Below are 16,603 nucleotides of genomic sequence, written 5' to 3'. Positions count from 1 at the left end.
GGAATTATGAAATATCAAAAAATAAAAGAGGCATTGCAGGCGTTACAAGAGGGAAAACTTGTTTTGGTTATGGACGATAAAGAGAGAGAAAATGAGGGGGATTTAATTTGTTCGGCACAATTTGCGACAACAGAAAATGTTAATTTTATGGCGACTTATGCAAAAGGCTTAATCTGTATGCCTATGAGTGAAAGTCTGGCTAACAGGCTCATGCTTTCCCCTATGGTTGAAGATAATACAGATAACCATGAAACTGCCTTTACAGTTTCTATTGATTATAAGGATACTACAACAGGTATTTCTGCCGAAGAAAGAGGATTAACGGCTCGTATGTGTGTGACTGAGAATGTAAATCCCTTTGACTTTCGTAGACCGGGGCACATGTTTCCTCTGATTGCAAAGAACGGAGGTGCTTTGGAAAGAAATGGACATACAGAAGCAACGGTTGACCTATTGAGGTTGGCTGGCTTAAAAGAATGTGGCTTATGTTGCGAAATTATGAATGAAAACGGGAAAATGATGAGAACACCTGATTTAATTCAGTTTTCTCAAACACACCATATACCTACCCTCACAATTAAAGAATTACAGGAATACAGAAAAGTATATGATTTGCTTGTAGAATGTGTTTCGGTTGTAGAAATGCCTACAAAATATGGGGATTTCAAAGCACATTGTTATATCAATAAATTGAATGGAGAACATCATGTTGCATTGGTTATGGGAGATTTGAATAATGGAAACGATGTGCTATGTCGTGTCCACTCAGAGTGCTTAACAGGAGATGCCTTTGGCTCTTTACGCTGTGATTGTGGACAGCAGTTAGATAAAGCAATGAAAATGATTGCAGAAAATGGTTCTGGTGTATTGCTTTATATGCGACAAGAGGGACGAGGTATCGGGCTTGTCAATAAACTAAAAGCCTATCATTTACAGGATAACGGTATGGATACACTTGACGCCAACCTTGCATTAGGATTTCAAGGCGATTTAAGAGAATATTATATCGGTGCACAGATTTTAAGAGATTTGGGAATAAAATCATTGCATTTACTTACAAATAATCCTGATAAAGTTTATCAGTTAGAAGATTATGGAATGAAAATTTCAAGCAGAGTACCGATTGAAATAGAAGCAAATCCTTATGATAGTTTTTATCTAAAGACAAAGAAAGACCGAATGGGACACATTTTGAATATGGAGGAAAAATAAATGAACACTTTTGAAGGAAATTTAGTAGCAGAAAATATAAAAATCGGTATTGTTGTAGCAAGATTTAATGAGTTTATAACTTCTAAGCTATTAGCAGGTGCATTAGATAATTTGAAAAGAGAAAATGTTGGTGAAAAGGACATAGAGGTAGCTTGGGTTCCGGGAGCATTTGAAATACCTTTGATAGCGTCTAAAATGGCAAAAAGTAAAAAATATGATGCGATTATTTGTTTGGGAGCAGTTATTCGAGGTAGTACAAGCCATTATGATTATGTGTGTAGTGAGGTATCAAAAGGAATTGCTCAAATCAGTTTAAATACCGAAACACCAGTTATGTTTGGTGTTCTTACGACAGATACGATTGAACAGGCGATAGAACGAGCTGGTAGCAAAGCAGGAAATAAAGGCTCTGAATGTGCACAGGGAGCTATTGAAATGGTAAATCTAATTCGTGCATTAGAGGTATAATATGATTGGGGATTAAAAGGTAAAGCGAAAAAGCATAATAGGCGGAGTGATCCAGACACGGCGGTGGGAAAATCTCTTAGATTTTTCCACCGTTTTTAGTGGCTGGTTCACTCCGGCAGTTGAGCGAGCTTGCGAGCGAACAGTAAGCCCCCGTTATCTAACAAGGGGGGCACAAAAAACAAGAAACAATATACACTACTAAGCGGAAAACGCTGTATTTACAAGGTAAAATCGCTTTTAATAGGGTGTTAACTAAAAAGCACTCATTTAATACATAAAAATTGAATAAGACATAGGAAAGACAGTTGATTTCAAACGAGAAATTGATTGTCTTTTCTTTTGCGGAAATTTAAGTATAGGCAATTATCAAATATGGTAGTTGCCTTTTTTGATTGGAGGAATTGAAGAATGAATGATAAAAACTTTATAGAAGAATTAAGACAAAAGCGTGAAGAATATGGAGTAACACAAAGAAAACTTGCTGTTGCCTGTGGTATCAGTCGTACATATTTTAACCAGATAGAGAATGGGACTGTTGTTCCCTCTGCTGAACTAAAACAAACGATAGAAAAACAGATTGAGCGTTTCAATCCGCAAGAACCACTATTTCTGTTGATTGATTACTTCCGTGTCCGCTTTCCTACGACAGACGCATTAAAGATTATTCGTGAAGTATTACAACTAAAAGCCGATTATATGCTTTATGAAGATTTTGGAAAATACGGATATGAAAGCAAATATGTTTTAGGCGACATCAACATCATGTGTTCCATGCAAGAGCATTTAGGTGTTTTATTAGAACTAAAAGGCAGAGGGTGTCGGCAAATGGAAAGTTATCTATTGGCACAGGAACGCTCATGGTATGACTTTATGCTGGATTGTTTAACGGCAGGTGGTAAGATGAAACGACTTGACTTGGCAATCAATGATAAAGCAGGAATATTAGATATTCCAAAGTTAAAGGAAAAATACAAGGCTGGCGAATGTATCTCCTACTTTCGTATGCAGAAAGATTACAGCGGTACGGAAAAATGTGGTAGCGATTTACCAAAGAATACAGGAGAAACCTTATATCTCGGTTCAACCAGTAGTGAGTTATATATGTGTGCCTATCAGAAAAATTACGAGCAGTATGTCAAAAATGGCATAGAAGTTGAAGATACAGAAATCAAGAACCGTTTTGAAATACGCATGAAGAATGAACGAGCCTATTATGCGGTTGTAGATTTACTGACCTATCGGGACGCTGAACGCACCGCTTTTTCTATCATCAATCATTATGTCCGCTTTGTTGATAGAGAAGATGATAAACCGAAAAGTCAATGGAAAACAAATGATGATTGGGCATGGTTTATAGGGGAAAATAGAGAGCCGATACGATTAACGACTAAACCAGAACCTTATACTTTACAAAAGGCATTACATTGGTTACAAAGACAGGTTGCACCAACCATAAAAATGGTACAAGCATTAGACAGAGAAAATCATACAACGATACTGAAAGATATGATTGAGCAGGCAGAACTCAAAGATAAGCATAAACACTTATTACAATTAGAAAAATCAACCATAGAAGAACGCATAGATACCGCTGTCCCACAAGAGAATGACGGTATTTTTTAATTTCTTCAAAATATCTGCAACAAAACATCAACTTGTGTACAGATATGGTACGAGAAAAGGAAATCTAACTTTTTTTGAAAATAGGTCATCAAATCAAGGTTTCCATTCCCTATATGGAGTGAAAGAAGAAAAGTTTTGAAAAAATGTCGGAAATTCAAGATGAGTGGACAGTGTTATGTGAAAGAAGACAAAGTATCTTCAATTTGTATTCAAACAGGTATTAGCAGTTGAGTGTTGATGTGAAAAGAAGAAAATATTTTCATTCTCAACTTAACATTTGGTAGTTGTCGTTCCCTATATGGAGCAAACAAAATCTTTCATTTCATAGTTGGCAGTAACGGTATTGCATAGGTAGTTAGGGTGTGAAAAGAAATCTTTTCATCATCAACTTAGCAGAATGACAATTTCTTTCCCTATATGGTACAAGAAAAGAAAAAAGTTTTGAATATTGGTTACGCTTTTACTCTTTTCCAACGCGATATATAGGAAAGATGATTTTCTTCTTTCAATCGCTCTTTGACAACTGAATAAAGCAATTCAATACCTTTGACAGACAGCGAGCCGTTGAAACAGATACGCCATGACCTTTCTCCTGCAAAAGTGAGCGACAACCTATCTGTGTTCTTGTAAAAGATTTGTCCTCTTTTATCGCCATGACCTGTGCTGTCAGATAATGATACTCCCGTACAGCCACAGCTTGAGCGTTAAAAGCGTCGCACGCAATGGGTACGGCTACATAAGAACTATGCAGAGGTGGAAGTCCTGTGGGCTATGACAAAAGCCGTTGAATTGCTTAGAAAGATTTTACAGAAAGGGGGTATGTGTTATTGATAATGCTGTAAAAACAATTCAAAAGAAAAATAACAAGTGTGGCATTGGCAACAGAGGAAAGACAAAGATTGTTGTAAAAGAGCATTTCTCCGAAAAGGGAAAGACAATGGAAGAACTTCTAACTGATGTCATGTTGGAAAAAGCAAAGCAGACAATCGCATAAAATCGGTGCAGTTGTAAGAAATAGATTGAATGACAAAAAGTACCCGTGTTATACTTTACTTGCAAGCAGGTATTGTAAACACGGGTTAGTTATAAAGGAGGATAACTGACAATGAAACAACAGATTTACAATACTGCACTTTATCTTAGGTTAAGCCGAGATGATGAATTACAGGGCGAAAGTTCCAGCATTACCACACAAAGAAGTATGTTGCGTCTATATGCAAAAGAACATCATTTGAATGTGATTGATGAATATATTGATGACGGCTGGTCGGGAACAAATTTTGACAGACCGAGTTTTCAAAGAATGATTGAGGATATAGAGGCAGGAAAAATCAACTGTGTTGTAACAAAAGACTTATCACGACTTGGTAGAAATTATATTATGACAGGACAATATACAGAATTGTATTTTCCCAGCCATAATGTCCGTTACATAGCGATTGACGACGGTGTGGACAGCGAAAAAGGCGAAAGTGAGATTGCACCATTTAAGAACATCATCAATGAATGGGTGGCAAGAGATACGAGCCGTAAAGTGAAATCAGCCTTTAAGACGAAATTTGCAGAGGGTGCGTATTATGGGGCTTATGCTCCGTTAGGATATAAGAAACACCCCGACATCAAAGGGAAACTGTTGGTTGATGAGGAAACAAAATGGATTGTTGAAAAAATCTTCTCTCTAGCCTATCAAGGTTACGGTAGTGCCAAAATCACAAAAATACTGCGAGAAGAAAAAGTCCCGACAGCGTCTTGGTTGAATTTTACAAGGTACGGTACTTTTGCTCATATCTTTGAGGGAAAGCCCGAAAGCAAGCGTTATGAGTGGACGATTGCTCATGTAAAGGCGATATTGAAAAGTGAAGTCTATATCGGAAACAGCGTTCATAATCGACAATCAACCGTTTCTTTCAAAAGCAAGAAGAAAGTACGAAAGCCCGAAAGCGAATGGTTTCGAGTAGAAAACACGCACGAACCGATTATTGACAAGGAAGTGTTCTATCGTGTGCAGGAGCAGATAAAATCAAGGCGTAGACAGACAAAGGAAAAGGCAACGCCGATATTTGCAGGGCTTGTCAAGTGTGCGGATTGTGGCTGGTCTATGAGGTTTGCGACAAATAAGGCAAATAAAACACCGTATAGTTATTATTCTTGTAGTTTCTACGGACAGTTTGGCAAAGGTTATTGTTCTATGCACTATATCCGCTATGATGTGCTGTATCAAGCTGTATTGGAACGATTGCAGTATTGGGCTAAGGCAGTACAGCAGGACGAAGAAAAGGTATTGAACAAAATACAGAAAGTCGGCAATGCAGAGCGAATACGGGAAAAGAAGAAAAAGGCAAGTGCCTTGAAGAAAGCCGAGAACCGACAAAATGAGATTGACCGTTTATTTGCAAAAATGTATGAAGATAGAGCCTGTGAGAAGATAACGGAACGAAACTTCATCATGCTGTCGGGGAAATATCAAAAAGAGCAGATAGAACTTGAACAGCAGATAACCAACCTAAGAGAAGAATTAAGTAAAATGGAACAGGATATGATAGGTGCTGAAAAGTGGATTGAGTTAATCAAGGAGTATTCCGTACCAAAGGAACTGACAGCACCGTTATTAAATGCAATGATAGAAAAAATCCTTATTCACGAAGCAACAACGAATGAGGAGAACGAAAGAATACAGGAAATAGAGATATACTACCGATTTATTGGAAAAGTAGACTGATAAAGAGGGTTCATATCTTTAACTAAGGGAAACTGGACATCCTGTATCTGATGAAGCGGGAGGAGAAAAAGAAGCGGGAAGAGCTGAAGAAGGCGCAGTATGAGGGGATCGTGAAGGCGCTGGAAAAGAAGAAAGAGGGAGCGGGGAGCTATGGAAGACCGCGTGCAAGCCTGCCTGAGGATTTCCGGGAACAGGTGGAATACTGTCAGAAGAACCATATCCCGCTGGAGACCTACCGCAGAAGGACCTCACTGAAAAAGGCCACCTTTTATAAATATGTAAAGGTGCTGCAGAGCGAGCACGAACATACCTTTTAGCATCATAAGAAATAGAATAACAGTCGATTTACAGAAACGTATGCAATCCTGTAAACCGGCTTTTCATTTTAGCCGCTGCACTGAAAAAGAACACAGGCAGTTTCGATGCTTGAAGGAAAACCTCTGTCATACAGCTTATTTCTATAAATATAGAGATAAATATAAAGGTGAAGACACGGATGCGATCCTTTGATGCATCATCTTTTATAAAATCAACATGATGTTAAAATATACAGATTATACAAATGTCAAGTTTTGTGATACAAAAGTGAAATTAACCGATAAATAAAGCGTTTTTTTGCCTTTTTTGTATTTTAATTATTATGCCAAAATGATATATTTATACATATATCAGAAGACTGTAATTCCTTGAAAGGGGGATGCTTATGGGCTGGTATCAGAAACAGAAAAGAATATATGAATCCAGACAGCAGAATCATGAACATGATCTGCCAGAGGATGAAGTGGTTCATTCAGAAGCCAAGAAGGAGGATATGACTAAAATGGAAGAAAACAAAGATGCGCAGCAACCTGTAAAGCCGCAGGAAAGTGCTTCTCTGATTGGAGAACATACAGAAGTAACAGGTGATGTCAGTACGGATGATGACCTGACAATTTACGGTCGTGTAAAGGGGAATATCAAATGCAGCAAGCGTATTCAGATATATGGGAGTGTGGAAGGCGATATCCTCTGTCAGGATGCCTCTGTTATACAGGCTGAAATACATGGTAATATTGAATGCAAAGAAACACTGAAGATATCACAGGAAAGCACAGTGGAAGGAAATATCACAACGACTGCATTGGAAAACGTCGGAGCTGTTCGCGGAGATATTCATGCGGGAGGGCATATTCGCCTGAGTGAAAAATCACAGGTGAGCGGTGATATCACAGCCGCATCCATTAGTGTTGATCAGGGGGCAGTTATACAGGGCTGTGTTATGATTGGCATCCAGGATACAAACGGCGCACAAAAGGAAGCGTAAAAGAAGCCTGTTCCTGACAAGACGGTTCTTTCCTGCATTATGATGTTAGTAAAAAGGAGAATACAGGTTCTATTGATGCATGCAATAGTATTGAATTCTCCATACCTTCCACGTATCCACAATCGAGTAAGAACCTGACGGGGCTGTCAGGTTTTTTTGTTGCTTCAAAGCATTCCAAAACCAAGCATGTATCTGTGAAGCAGCATATCTGTACGTTTTGACGATTTCCTGTGAGAAATGCAATGATTAAAAAAATATAAGATATGTATCAAGTTACGCTGAAAAGCTTATCGTTGGACAGAATTTTCTGTAAAATATGGTTATGTGATGATCCATCCCCAAGATGATCACATGTATCGGAAAGGAAGAGACTGCGATGCAGTCCCCAACGAAAAAAGACGGCATCAGTAAATGTCCGCCTTTTTTTATATTTCATAATTTATCACAGAAAGCCTGCATCGATACCTGACTGGTGTCTATTTAACGCTCCAGCTTCACGATGACCAGTGTCAGCTGACCGTCCGTATTTGCTACATTGGAATTGTAATTGACGGTAAACGAGGTTGCCTGTGTCACCTCGATTATGAAATGACTGCTGCCTTCAGCTGTGTTCTGTGGGGAACCTGTTCGTGAATAAATACCAAATTCAATATGCGGTGCTCCGTTGTAGGCCGGGGTTATCTGCATATAGCCGGCTGTAGACAGTATTGTGCTGACCTCCAGTGAGATCTGATAGAAGCCCGGCTGCAGCAGCAGGGAAGTCGTGGAGGTTGATGTGATATTGCCGGTTGTATCCGCAATGCTTTGGTATAACGGCATTGGCTGAGCATTTTCAAAGGCTCTTGCAAAATCAGCAAAGCTGGCAAAGGACTGTGTTTCAATACCGCGTGGTCCGGTTGCTCCGGTAGCCCCAATCGGACCTGTGCTTCCGGTTGGTCCTGTTGGACCGATTGCTCCATCCGCACCGGTTGGCCCTGTTGCACCTCTTAATCCGGTAGGTCCCGTCGGTCCCTGCAATCCTCTAAGTCCCTGTGGCCCGGTCGCCCCGGTTGTTCCTGTCGCTCCGGTTGCACCATCTGCCCCTGTATTTCCGGTAGCCCCGCGTGGTCCGGTCGCCCCTGTTGCTCCGGTCATGCCGGTTGCTCCGGTCGCCCCCGTCGGTCCATCTCTTCCATCTAAGCCGGTTGGTCCGATGTTTCCCGTCGGTCCTGTGACACCGGGGGTTCCGGTAGGTCCCGTTGGTCCGATCAATCCCTGTGGTCCAGGACTTCCGGCAGGTCCTGTTGCCCCCGTCGGTCCGGTAGCGCCATTTTCACCTGTTGCCCCTGTTGCCCCTGTGATGCCGGAGGCTCCGGTATTTCCTGTAGCACCTGTTGCTCCCCGCGGCCCGGTTGGCCCCGTAGCCCCATCTGCACCGGTATTTCCCGTAGCTCCGGTAGGCCCTGTCGGTCCGGTTACTCCAATGCCCGGCCCTGTCGGTCCCATAGGTCCTGTCGGACCTGCAGGCCCGCGAAAGCCCCTTGGACCTCTCGGCCCCGGACAACATGTATGGGGATAGGGTTCACAGCAGGTATCTGTTGGAATGTCCTCTTGCAGAGCATGCTCATCCTCACACACTGCATAGTTGTCTGTATAATCGTCATAATATTCATCCTGATATGTCATCTTTTCACCTCATCCTGTCGGATTTCAAATACTTCCTTATCCGTTTTATCCTATGTGTGCAGGGACATTCTGCACATGGCAAATGCCCAGCAGTGAAGACGGTACCAGGAAAAGTGCGGATAAAAGCTGTATGGCAATACACTTTCACCGGATATGACCTGCTGTTGTGACAGATACCCCATGTCCGATATCCCACACCGCAGAATCAAAGCACAGAGCACCCCTTCTGTTTCGTGGGGAACAAAATGGAAAAAGACACAATACGCTGCTTATAATACAATTCCAGCAAAATATATTCTGAAAGGAAATGAATGAGAAAGCGTATAAAAGGCAGGTGAGGAAGATCGAACCGGCACCTGCCCTCTATGTATATACGCTGCTTGTAACGCTTGCGCTCACTTGGGGAGATATCACGTCCTCAGCTATTTCTCCGCTCTTGCAAGCTCGTCCTCATAGCCTTCGATTTTCGTATCCAGCCGAATCAGGGTAGCCTGCATTTCCAGCACCCTTTTTTTCAGCAGGGTACGCTGTTCCTTCAAAATATCCAGCCGTGCCTGTATGGAGGCATCTCCCTGCTGAAACAGCTCCACGTATTCAATCAAAGCTTCAATTTGCAGTCCCGCACTACGCATATATTTTATGAACGCAATCCATCCCAAATCCTTTTTACCGTAATCACGGATGCCGCCGCAAGTCCGCGGAACAGCAAGAAGCAGTCCGATTATTTCATAATAGCGAAGCGTATCTGCGGAAATTTCAAACATACGGCTTACTTCGGCAATTGTCATGATTGTACCTCCTCTATAAAGTATGTATCTGTTAACATATCACACGAAGAACCAGTGACTAGCAATACCATGGTAATGAATAACCATCAGCTTCACTAAATCACTTGGAGCACGCTTTAAGTCAATATAATTATTGCGGTATTGCGAAAACTGCTAAAGAATAAAGAGTTTCATAATATAAATTTTAAAAATATCACAGATTATGAATCAATATGAATCAAAATAAATTAAAATGATATAAAAAGATTGATATCCTTTCTACATACTTCTATAATAAAATTGTAAGAAGGACACAGAAAAGGAGAACATGGAATGAAAACTACTGATCCTAAGAAAAGAGCACTGCTGGACGGTCTGAAAGACGGTCTGATCGTATCCTGTCAGGTACAGAAGGATGACCCTATCTATACCGATGACATCGTAGTAAAAATGGCGGAGGCAGCCAAATGGGCAGGAGCTGTGGCAATCCGCGCGAATTCTCCGGAACAGATCAAGGCAATTAAGGATAAGGTTGATTTGCCGATGATCGGTTTATGGAAAATCTGGCATGACGATACGGATGTTTTTATCACACCGACGATGGATGCCGCAAGAGCTGTGTGGGAGGCAGGAGCGGAAATCATCGCTCTGGACTGTACATCACAGATTACACATGAAAACACACAGGCATGGGATTTGATCAAAACCGTGAAACAGGAAATTCCGGAAGCTATTATCTTTGCGGATGTTTCCAACATGGAGGAAGCAGCACGCGCTGTGGAAAACGGTGCGGATATCGTTGCACCGACGCTGTACGGCTATACAAAGGAAACAGAGCATATCGAGGGTGCGGATTACCGTATGTTTGCGGAGATGTGCCGTACCTTCCGCGATGAAGCATTCGTCATGATGGAGGGACATATCTATACGCCGGAGGATGCGATGAAGTGCATTTATCTGGGGGCGCATTCTGTTGTCGTAGGAAGTGCCATCACCCGTCCGCATCTGACTGCAAAGCGTTTTGTCGATCTGCTTGGCGGCTATCAGGATAACTGGAGAGATGCAGAAAAGGCAAAGCACTGATCTCATGATATAAGAAAGGAAGGCACAGGAGTATGAAAAAGAAAATCAGTATTGACGGCGCGCAGAATGTTGAGGTATCCAAACCGATTCCGTGCGAAAAATCACCACAGGAACAGCTTGCCATCATGGAGGCCTATACACAGGCTCACAGGGATAGTGCCGCTCTGGATAAGGCAGAACGTGAACTTCGCTGCCTGCGTACTATTTTTCCTGCTCTGTTTCGAAGCATAGAGGATGATGATCTGCTGGCCGGACGTCTGGATTTTCTGCCGATTGGCTTTGGCAGTGTGACCAGCATCGGCGGTGTTTCCCATTACTGTGTTTTCCATAAGCTGCGCTCGTTTAAGGAACAGCTCGACAGCGAGGAAGATAAGGCCAGAGTGGATGCTCTGTATGCCTATTGGGAGGAGCATGACACCAAGGCGATATATTGTGCAGATGTTTTGAATGAGTCCACCATCGGCCGCTTTATCGATTGCTCCTATCCGCTGATGGCAACTGCACGCTTATCCGGTATGATGCTGAATTACAAAAAGCTCATGGCATATGGACTGGAGGGGCTGAAAACGCTGATCCGTTCACAGAAGCCCAATACCTTTTTAAACAGCTGTGTGGAAAGCTTAACGCTGCTGCAGGAGGTTATCGACCGTCAGATTGAGCTGGTGCGGGAAGCAAAGCTGGATGCTGCGCGCAGCCGATTGCAGGACCTGGAGCTGATGGAACGCGATCTTGCGGTTATCCGCACACAGAAGCCTGCAACCTTTCATCAGGCGCTGCAGCTGTTCTGGATCTATGCCTTAGTGGCAGGGGTTATCAATTACGGTCGCATGGATGATGTGCTGGGGCCGTATCTGCAGCGTGATCTGGAGGACGGCCTGATTACGGAGGAGGAAGCGTACCGGTATCTGAAGTCTCTGTGGAAAATGATTGAGAACCGCCGTACAACGGTAAATGGACGTATCATCGTCGGCGGAGAAGGAAGAGAGCATCCAGAGGAAGGCGATACCTTTGCGCGTATCTGCCTGCGTGTCTGTCGGGATACCCGCTACGTGGAGCCGCAGTTTACCCTGCGCTTCAGTAAAAATACCCCGGCGGATATCATGGATATGGCATATGACTGCATCGGATCCGGTGCAACCTATCCGACGCTGTACAATGATGATGTCAATATTGAGGCAGTCATGTACGGCATGCGTGTATCCCGTGAGATAGCGGAGCAGTATGTTCCCTTCGGCTGTGGAGAATTCGTGATTCAGGGAAAAAGCGTCGGTACACCGAATACCCTTTTAAACCTGTTGAAGCTTCTCAATATCACCTTAAATGCAGGGATTGATCCAATGGATGGCAAGGCGAAAAACGGTCCGGTTTCCATACCGGAGTGCAGTGCGTTTACCACCTTTGATGAACTGTATGATACCTATAAGGAGCTGCTGGATTATTATTTTGACCTCAGTGTGGAGGCACAGAAGCATTCCTATGAGGTGATGAATCAGGAGGCAAGCTTTCTGTTTACCTCAATCCTGATGGATGACTGTATCACCCGTGGAAGGGCATTGCTTGACGGTGGTGTACAGATTCTGGGCGGTACCAATGAAACCTATGGAAACATCAATGCCAGTGATGCTCTGTATGCGATCCGTAAGCTGGTATATGAGGATAAGGTATACACACTACAACAGCTGCATGAGGCACAGCTCGCAGATTTTGAAGGCTATGAGCAGCTGCGAAAAGACCTGCTGCATGCAGATAAATATGGAAATGACAAGCCGGAATGCGATGCACTTGCCAATGATTTATACGAGTTTGTCGCTAAGGGAATACGGCAGCGGGGCATTGACGCGGGTCTTGGCTATTATCTGATCGTTATTTCCAATAATCAAACGAATACAGACTGGGGTCATCAGACCTTCGCCAGTCTGGATGGACGGAAAACGGGTGTCTTTATGAATCCTGCGAATAATCCGCAGGGCGGTGCCGCAAAGAGCGGACCAACAGCCTGTTTGAATTCCCTAAGCAGATTTCAGGCAAAATATCATGGCGGCAGTGTGCAGAATATCAAATTCACACCGCGCATGTTCAATGAGGATCGGGATAAAATCCGAATCCTGTTTGATACGTATTTTAAGAAGGTCGGCTGCCAGCTGATGGTGACCGTTGTGGATCACGGCGTATTGGAGGATGCGCAGAAGCATCCGGAAAAGTATCCGGATCTGATTGTGCGAGTAGCCGGCTACAGTGCTGTCTTCGTGAATCTTACCAGAGATATTCAGGATGAGCTGCTGAGCAGGATGCTGTATGATTAACGTCACGAATATTGAGCGCTTTGCGACTCATGACGGTCCGGGTATTCGCACAACACTCTTTCTGAAGGGATGTCCACTGTTTTGTCCATGGTGCGCCAATCCGGAGACACAGAGTGTGAAAAGCACAATGTTTCACAATGCCGTGCGCTGTGTTGGCTGCCGGTTGTGTGAGCGGGCATGTCCGCATCAGGCCATCACGTTTGCGCAGGGAAACTTCACGTACAGGGAAGACCGCTGTCAGCGCTGCGGTGCCTGTGAACGGGTGTGTCTGCAGGATGCCATAGCATTTCAGGGAAAGGAAATGACGCTGGAAGCGATTATGGCGGAGCTGTGCAGGGATCGGGACTATTATGAAAACTCCGGCGGCGGTATCACCTTCAGCGGTGGTGAACCGTTTGTTCAGCAGGAAGCATTATGGGAGCTGCTTCGTGCCTGCAAGCAGGAGGGCTTTCATACTGCCGTGGAAACGACCGGTAACTACTCCAGAGATTTGCTGATACGCATGATGCCGCTGATTGATCTTTTTCTATTTGACTTCAAGCATCCGGATGATGCCATTCTGCGTACGGTTACCGGTGCGGATGGAGCTTTGATTAAGGAAAATCTGCGTTATCTTCTCAAGGTGGATCCACAGAAGGTAATTGTACGCATTCCCGTCATACCGGGGTTCAATTATGAAAAAGACACACTGGAATCCGCATTGCGATATCTGAAATCCATTGGTGTCTGCGAGGTGAATCTTCTCCCGTACCATACACTGGGAAAGGTGAAATACGAAAAGATGGGAAAACCGTATACCTTATCGAATAAAATGCTGCAGAAAGAGGATCTGATGTGTTATCTGGAATATGCCCGACAGCTCGGTATGCAGGCGAATATCGGCGGATAGGGGTGCAGTTCTGCAAAAGCACACGGCACATCATGATGCAACGCGAATACTGCCGGAGCAATCCGGCAGTTTTTCACAGAAGAATGTGACAGAAGATAAATTCATGGTTTTCTTCAAAAGAAACTTTTGGTATACTGAATACGTGAAAGAGAAAGAGGGTACGATATGTTAGCAGAAACAGCAGTGAAATATTATCATATGGGATACAACTGTGCGGAAAGCATCATTCGCGCAGGCAATGAGGTATATGGTCTTGACCTGCATGACAGGGATATGAAGATGACAGCAGCCTTTGGCGGTGGCTTTCAGATTGGAGATGTATGCGGTGCCCTGTGCGGCGCAGCCTGTGTAGTTTCCGCACGCTATGTGGAAACAAAGGCACACGACTGTTCTTTTCTTCGAACACTGACGCAGAAGCTGGTCATAGCATTTCAAAATAAAATGGGTTCTCGTCTTTGTGCGAAGATTAAACCGGTGTATCACAGCAAGGAAAAGAAATGTGAGCATACGGTGGAAACTGCCGCAGCCATTCTGGAGGAGGTCATCCGGGAATGGGATGAGGAAAGAAAAGGCATACAGGGATAGTAAGGTGTCTTTTCCGCTTTAAGGTATCCTCATAAAATCCGCTTAATCAAAAGAATCAGGCGCATCGGCTGATCAATGTGCTTGATCTTTTACTGTTTCTAAGTATGCAGTCCTCTTCCTTTGAACAGGAATCGGATGAAGGAGAAGCTGTTTGCATTTTCCTTGTCTTTTTTTAATATTGCGCATATCCTGAATATAGGAGATGATGCTTATGAAGGAAGGAACTCTGGTATATTACCTGGATGAGGGGCAGATTCATGATGGACATGTAATTGATGTGGAAACCAAACAAAACGGTTTCGTGTTCAGCATTGACAGCTATGGAGAATGCGGTGGTTTCTGCCGTATTGATTCTGCACAGATCAACCACACGGTGTTTGAGGATGTTGAGGAAGCGAAAAAGCACGTAAGATAACATGCAGCTGTTGTACAGCCTGTCACAGACTATAGAGGGATACATACGCAGTAATGGAAACGCTGTGAGGTGGTGTTGACCTCCTATGATATCCATATACCTGTCTCAGCTGCTTCCTATGGGGTTGTTCCGGCTAGTCTGATTGAAAAATTCTTGTCGTATGCGGAAAGTCTACAGCTGTGCCATGTTTTCCATGTCCGCAGTGCGGTATCATAAAGAAAAGCATACCGACGGATGGATACTTTCTCACACTTAGGACAGCATAAAAAAATCAACCTGTGTATATTCCTTGCGGTTGATTTTTTTTGGTTCATCCTTTGCAGTAGGGAAAACAGCTATTTCCTGCCTGTCTGCTTCAATGCTTGCATGGTTTCATCAAAGGGACAGATCATATTACTCAGTCTGCTGATTTGCGCGGCCAGTGTGTATTTTGTGGAAAGGGGAATCTCCCCGCCCTTTTGAAATGATGCAAGCTGCTCCTTTTGCACTCCTGCCGCCGCAGCTACAAAGGATAGCGGCAGCTTATATTTTTCTACCAGAACATTCAGCAGTGCCTTCACAATATCGTCATTATCCACCCTCCATGCAGGAAGGGTGATGAAATTGGATACAAACGAACAGATCAGTGCCTGTTCCTGCTCTGTATGCTCCTTTACGTTTACACTGATTCCCATTGCCTGCAAAACAGCTTTCATATCAATGCCGCTTACCTCTTCCGCAGTTTGCAGGATGTCAAATAATTCCATATTATAAGCCTCGCTTTCGTAATGCTTCCGTATGCAAGTATGTGCAGGATAAACAGATATATCCGGCAGCATACCTCTGAACGCAGTTATCTACAGTTTAGCGCAATAGACAATAAAAATGAAGTAAAAAATACCATCGGTTTCTTAAGGTATGTTAATCGGTGACAGGAAGTATACGGCGGTTTAAACCAGACTTTAGAAGGACTTACAAAAACGGCATTGCAGAGAGATGAGGAAGACTGTACACAATTGCCGCATCCCTGCATTTATATCTGCCGGTAAGGCGTTGAAAGCATATAGCTTTCAATGAAAAATACCGGGCTAATAATCTGCCAGTCCATATCTAATATATCACAAAGGAGGCTGTTTGATCATATCCGCTTCATTTGTAAAATTGTGTTTTGTGATGAGTGCCACGATAATCAAAATCGAACTTATAGCGAATATAGCCTGATAAACATCGGTATCAAATGCTTCAAATACAATCCCGTAGCTGATGATAGTTTCTACGATATGTTGCTTTTGCGTGCGCTTTGTGAAGGGTTGTAGCTCTTCACCGACTATGGATACCTGTGAAGGGGAAAACCGTATAGCAGATCGACAGGGGAATGCTTTAAAGACAATGCGAATATGATAAAATCCCTTTTAACGTGAAAAATAGAAAAAGTTATCAAAGATTTGCGGATTTTTTAGGAATTTGACAGATTCCATACGTATAGAAGGGGGTAAGGAGCCCTTACAGAATGGAGGACATAAAAATGTCAAATGCAAGGAATCAACTCAACTACAGTAACGATCTATTTTTTAAGTACACCCTTTCCCGTG

At 43.2% G+C, this 16,603-nt stretch carries 15 protein-coding genes; 12 read left to right on the top strand and 3 right to left on the bottom strand.

Annotated features, from left to right (window positions below):
- Positions 1 to 6 precede the first annotated feature (6 nt).
- The 7 genes from KSZ58_RS07585 to KSZ58_RS07555 all read left to right on the top strand — a co-directional run bounded on the left by KSZ58_RS07585 (position 7) and on the right by KSZ58_RS07555 (position 7,325).
- Positions 7 to 1,212 (top strand): bifunctional 3,4-dihydroxy-2-butanone-4-phosphate synthase/GTP cyclohydrolase II, encoded by a 1,206-nt coding sequence (locus KSZ58_RS07585; protein ID WP_217752647.1) that lies wholly within the window; start codon positions 7 to 9, stop codon positions 1,210 to 1,212.
- Positions 1,213 to 1,680 (top strand): 6,7-dimethyl-8-ribityllumazine synthase, encoded by a 468-nt coding sequence (ribE, locus tag KSZ58_RS07580; RefSeq protein WP_008394619.1) that lies wholly within the window; start codon positions 1,213 to 1,215, stop codon positions 1,678 to 1,680. It abuts the gene before it with no gap.
- A gap of 408 nt (positions 1,681 to 2,088) precedes the next feature.
- Positions 2,089 to 3,303, top strand: a complete 1,215-nt coding sequence (locus KSZ58_RS07575; RefSeq protein ID WP_008394618.1) for a replication initiation factor domain-containing protein — start codon at positions 2,089 to 2,091, stop codon at positions 3,301 to 3,303.
- Positions 3,304 to 4,087: 784 nt separating this feature from the next.
- On the top strand, positions 4,088 to 4,297 hold the full coding sequence (locus KSZ58_RS07570) for a hypothetical protein (RefSeq protein ID WP_008394616.1): 210 nt from the start codon (positions 4,088 to 4,090) through the stop codon (positions 4,295 to 4,297).
- A gap of 111 nt (positions 4,298 to 4,408) precedes the next feature.
- Positions 4,409 to 6,022, top strand: a complete 1,614-nt coding sequence (locus KSZ58_RS07565) for a recombinase family protein (RefSeq protein ID WP_008394611.1) — start codon at positions 4,409 to 4,411, stop codon at positions 6,020 to 6,022.
- 50 nt (positions 6,023 to 6,072) lie between these two features.
- Positions 6,073 to 6,339: a hypothetical protein gene (locus KSZ58_RS07560; protein ID WP_008819571.1), complete on the top strand. Its 267-nt coding sequence runs from the start codon at positions 6,073 to 6,075 to the stop codon at positions 6,337 to 6,339.
- 386 nt (positions 6,340 to 6,725) lie between these two features.
- On the top strand, positions 6,726 to 7,325 hold the full coding sequence (locus KSZ58_RS07555) for a polymer-forming cytoskeletal protein (protein WP_009269667.1): 600 nt from the start codon (positions 6,726 to 6,728) through the stop codon (positions 7,323 to 7,325).
- Between the two features lie 480 nt (positions 7,326 to 7,805).
- On the opposite strand, the gene KSZ58_RS07550 is transcribed toward KSZ58_RS07555, so the two are convergent.
- On the bottom strand, positions 7,806 to 8,990 hold the full coding sequence (locus KSZ58_RS07550) for a collagen-like protein (RefSeq protein WP_009269666.1): 1,185 nt from the start codon (positions 8,988 to 8,990) through the stop codon (positions 7,806 to 7,808).
- 422 nt (positions 8,991 to 9,412) lie between these two features.
- Positions 9,413 to 9,778, bottom strand: coding sequence for a MerR family transcriptional regulator (locus KSZ58_RS07545; RefSeq protein ID WP_009269665.1), 366 nt, complete (start codon positions 9,776 to 9,778; stop codon positions 9,413 to 9,415).
- 312 nt (positions 9,779 to 10,090) lie between these two features.
- On the opposite strand from KSZ58_RS07545, the gene KSZ58_RS07540 reads away from it, so the two are divergent.
- The 5 genes from KSZ58_RS07540 (at position 10,091) to KSZ58_RS07520 (ending at position 15,032) form a co-directional block, all read left to right on the top strand.
- Entirely contained in the window at positions 10,091 to 10,840 is a 750-nt protein-coding gene (locus KSZ58_RS07540; protein WP_002607903.1) for an N-acetylmannosamine-6-phosphate 2-epimerase, read from the top strand.
- Positions 10,841 to 10,872: 32 nt separating this feature from the next.
- Positions 10,873 to 13,143 (top strand): pyruvate formate lyase family protein, encoded by a 2,271-nt coding sequence (locus KSZ58_RS07535; RefSeq protein WP_217752646.1) that lies wholly within the window; start codon positions 10,873 to 10,875, stop codon positions 13,141 to 13,143.
- Positions 13,136 to 14,032 (top strand): glycyl-radical enzyme activating protein, encoded by an 897-nt coding sequence (locus KSZ58_RS07530; RefSeq protein WP_009588061.1) that lies wholly within the window; start codon positions 13,136 to 13,138, stop codon positions 14,030 to 14,032. The genes KSZ58_RS07535 and KSZ58_RS07530 overlap by 8 nt, the downstream gene beginning before the upstream one ends.
- Positions 14,033 to 14,197: 165 nt before the next feature.
- Positions 14,198 to 14,617 carry a C-GCAxxG-C-C family (seleno)protein gene (locus KSZ58_RS07525; protein ID WP_008819577.1) on the top strand — a complete coding sequence of 140 codons (420 nt, stop codon included), beginning with the start codon at positions 14,198 to 14,200 and terminating at the stop codon, positions 14,615 to 14,617.
- A gap of 211 nt (positions 14,618 to 14,828) precedes the next feature.
- Positions 14,829 to 15,032, top strand: a complete 204-nt coding sequence (locus KSZ58_RS07520) for a hypothetical protein (protein WP_008819578.1) — start codon at positions 14,829 to 14,831, stop codon at positions 15,030 to 15,032.
- 335 nt (positions 15,033 to 15,367) lie between these two features.
- On the opposite strand, the gene KSZ58_RS07515 is transcribed toward KSZ58_RS07520, so the two are convergent.
- Positions 15,368 to 15,778: an HTH domain-containing protein gene (locus KSZ58_RS07515; RefSeq protein ID WP_008819579.1), complete on the bottom strand. Its 411-nt coding sequence runs from the start codon at positions 15,776 to 15,778 to the stop codon at positions 15,368 to 15,370.
- Between the last annotated feature and the right edge of the window lie 825 nt (positions 15,779 to 16,603).

Source organism: Erysipelatoclostridium sp. DFI.2.3 (genome assembly GCF_019132535.1).
GTDB classification, from domain to species: domain Bacteria; phylum Bacillota_I; class Bacilli_A; order Erysipelotrichales; family Erysipelotrichaceae; genus Clostridium_AQ; species Clostridium_AQ innocuum.
Note: the sequence above shows the minus strand (reverse complement) of the source record. Positions and strands in the feature narration are given on the sequence as shown.

Bases quoted from the DNA above. Each gene is read 5' to 3' on its own strand.
- KSZ58_RS07585 (WP_217752647.1), top strand. From the start codon at position 7: ATGAAATATCAAAAAATAAAAGAGGCATTGCAGGCGTTACAAGAGGGA.
- ribE (WP_008394619.1), top strand. From the start codon at position 1,213: ATGAACACTTTTGAAGGAAATTTAGTAGCAGAAAATATAAAAATCGGT.
- KSZ58_RS07575 (WP_008394618.1), top strand. From the start codon at position 2,089: ATGAATGATAAAAACTTTATAGAAGAATTAAGACAAAAGCGTGAAGAA.
- KSZ58_RS07565 (WP_008394611.1), top strand. From the start codon at position 4,409: ATGAAACAACAGATTTACAATACTGCACTTTATCTTAGGTTAAGCCGA.
- KSZ58_RS07560 (WP_008819571.1), top strand. From the start codon at position 6,073: ATGAAGCGGGAGGAGAAAAAGAAGCGGGAAGAGCTGAAGAAGGCGCAG.
- KSZ58_RS07555 (WP_009269667.1), top strand. From the start codon at position 6,726: ATGGGCTGGTATCAGAAACAGAAAAGAATATATGAATCCAGACAGCAG.
- KSZ58_RS07550 (WP_009269666.1), bottom strand. From the start codon at position 8,990: ATGACATATCAGGATGAATATTATGACGATTATACAGACAACTATGCA.
- KSZ58_RS07545 (WP_009269665.1), bottom strand. From the start codon at position 9,778: ATGACAATTGCCGAAGTAAGCCGTATGTTTGAAATTTCCGCAGATACG.
- KSZ58_RS07540 (WP_002607903.1), top strand. From the start codon at position 10,091: ATGAAAACTACTGATCCTAAGAAAAGAGCACTGCTGGACGGTCTGAAA.
- KSZ58_RS07535 (WP_217752646.1), top strand. From the start codon at position 10,873: ATGAAAAAGAAAATCAGTATTGACGGCGCGCAGAATGTTGAGGTATCC.
- KSZ58_RS07530 (WP_009588061.1), top strand. From the start codon at position 13,136: ATGATTAACGTCACGAATATTGAGCGCTTTGCGACTCATGACGGTCCG.
- KSZ58_RS07525 (WP_008819577.1), top strand. From the start codon at position 14,198: ATGTTAGCAGAAACAGCAGTGAAATATTATCATATGGGATACAACTGT.
- KSZ58_RS07520 (WP_008819578.1), top strand. From the start codon at position 14,829: ATGAAGGAAGGAACTCTGGTATATTACCTGGATGAGGGGCAGATTCAT.
- KSZ58_RS07515 (WP_008819579.1), bottom strand. From the start codon at position 15,778: ATGGAATTATTTGACATCCTGCAAACTGCGGAAGAGGTAAGCGGCATT.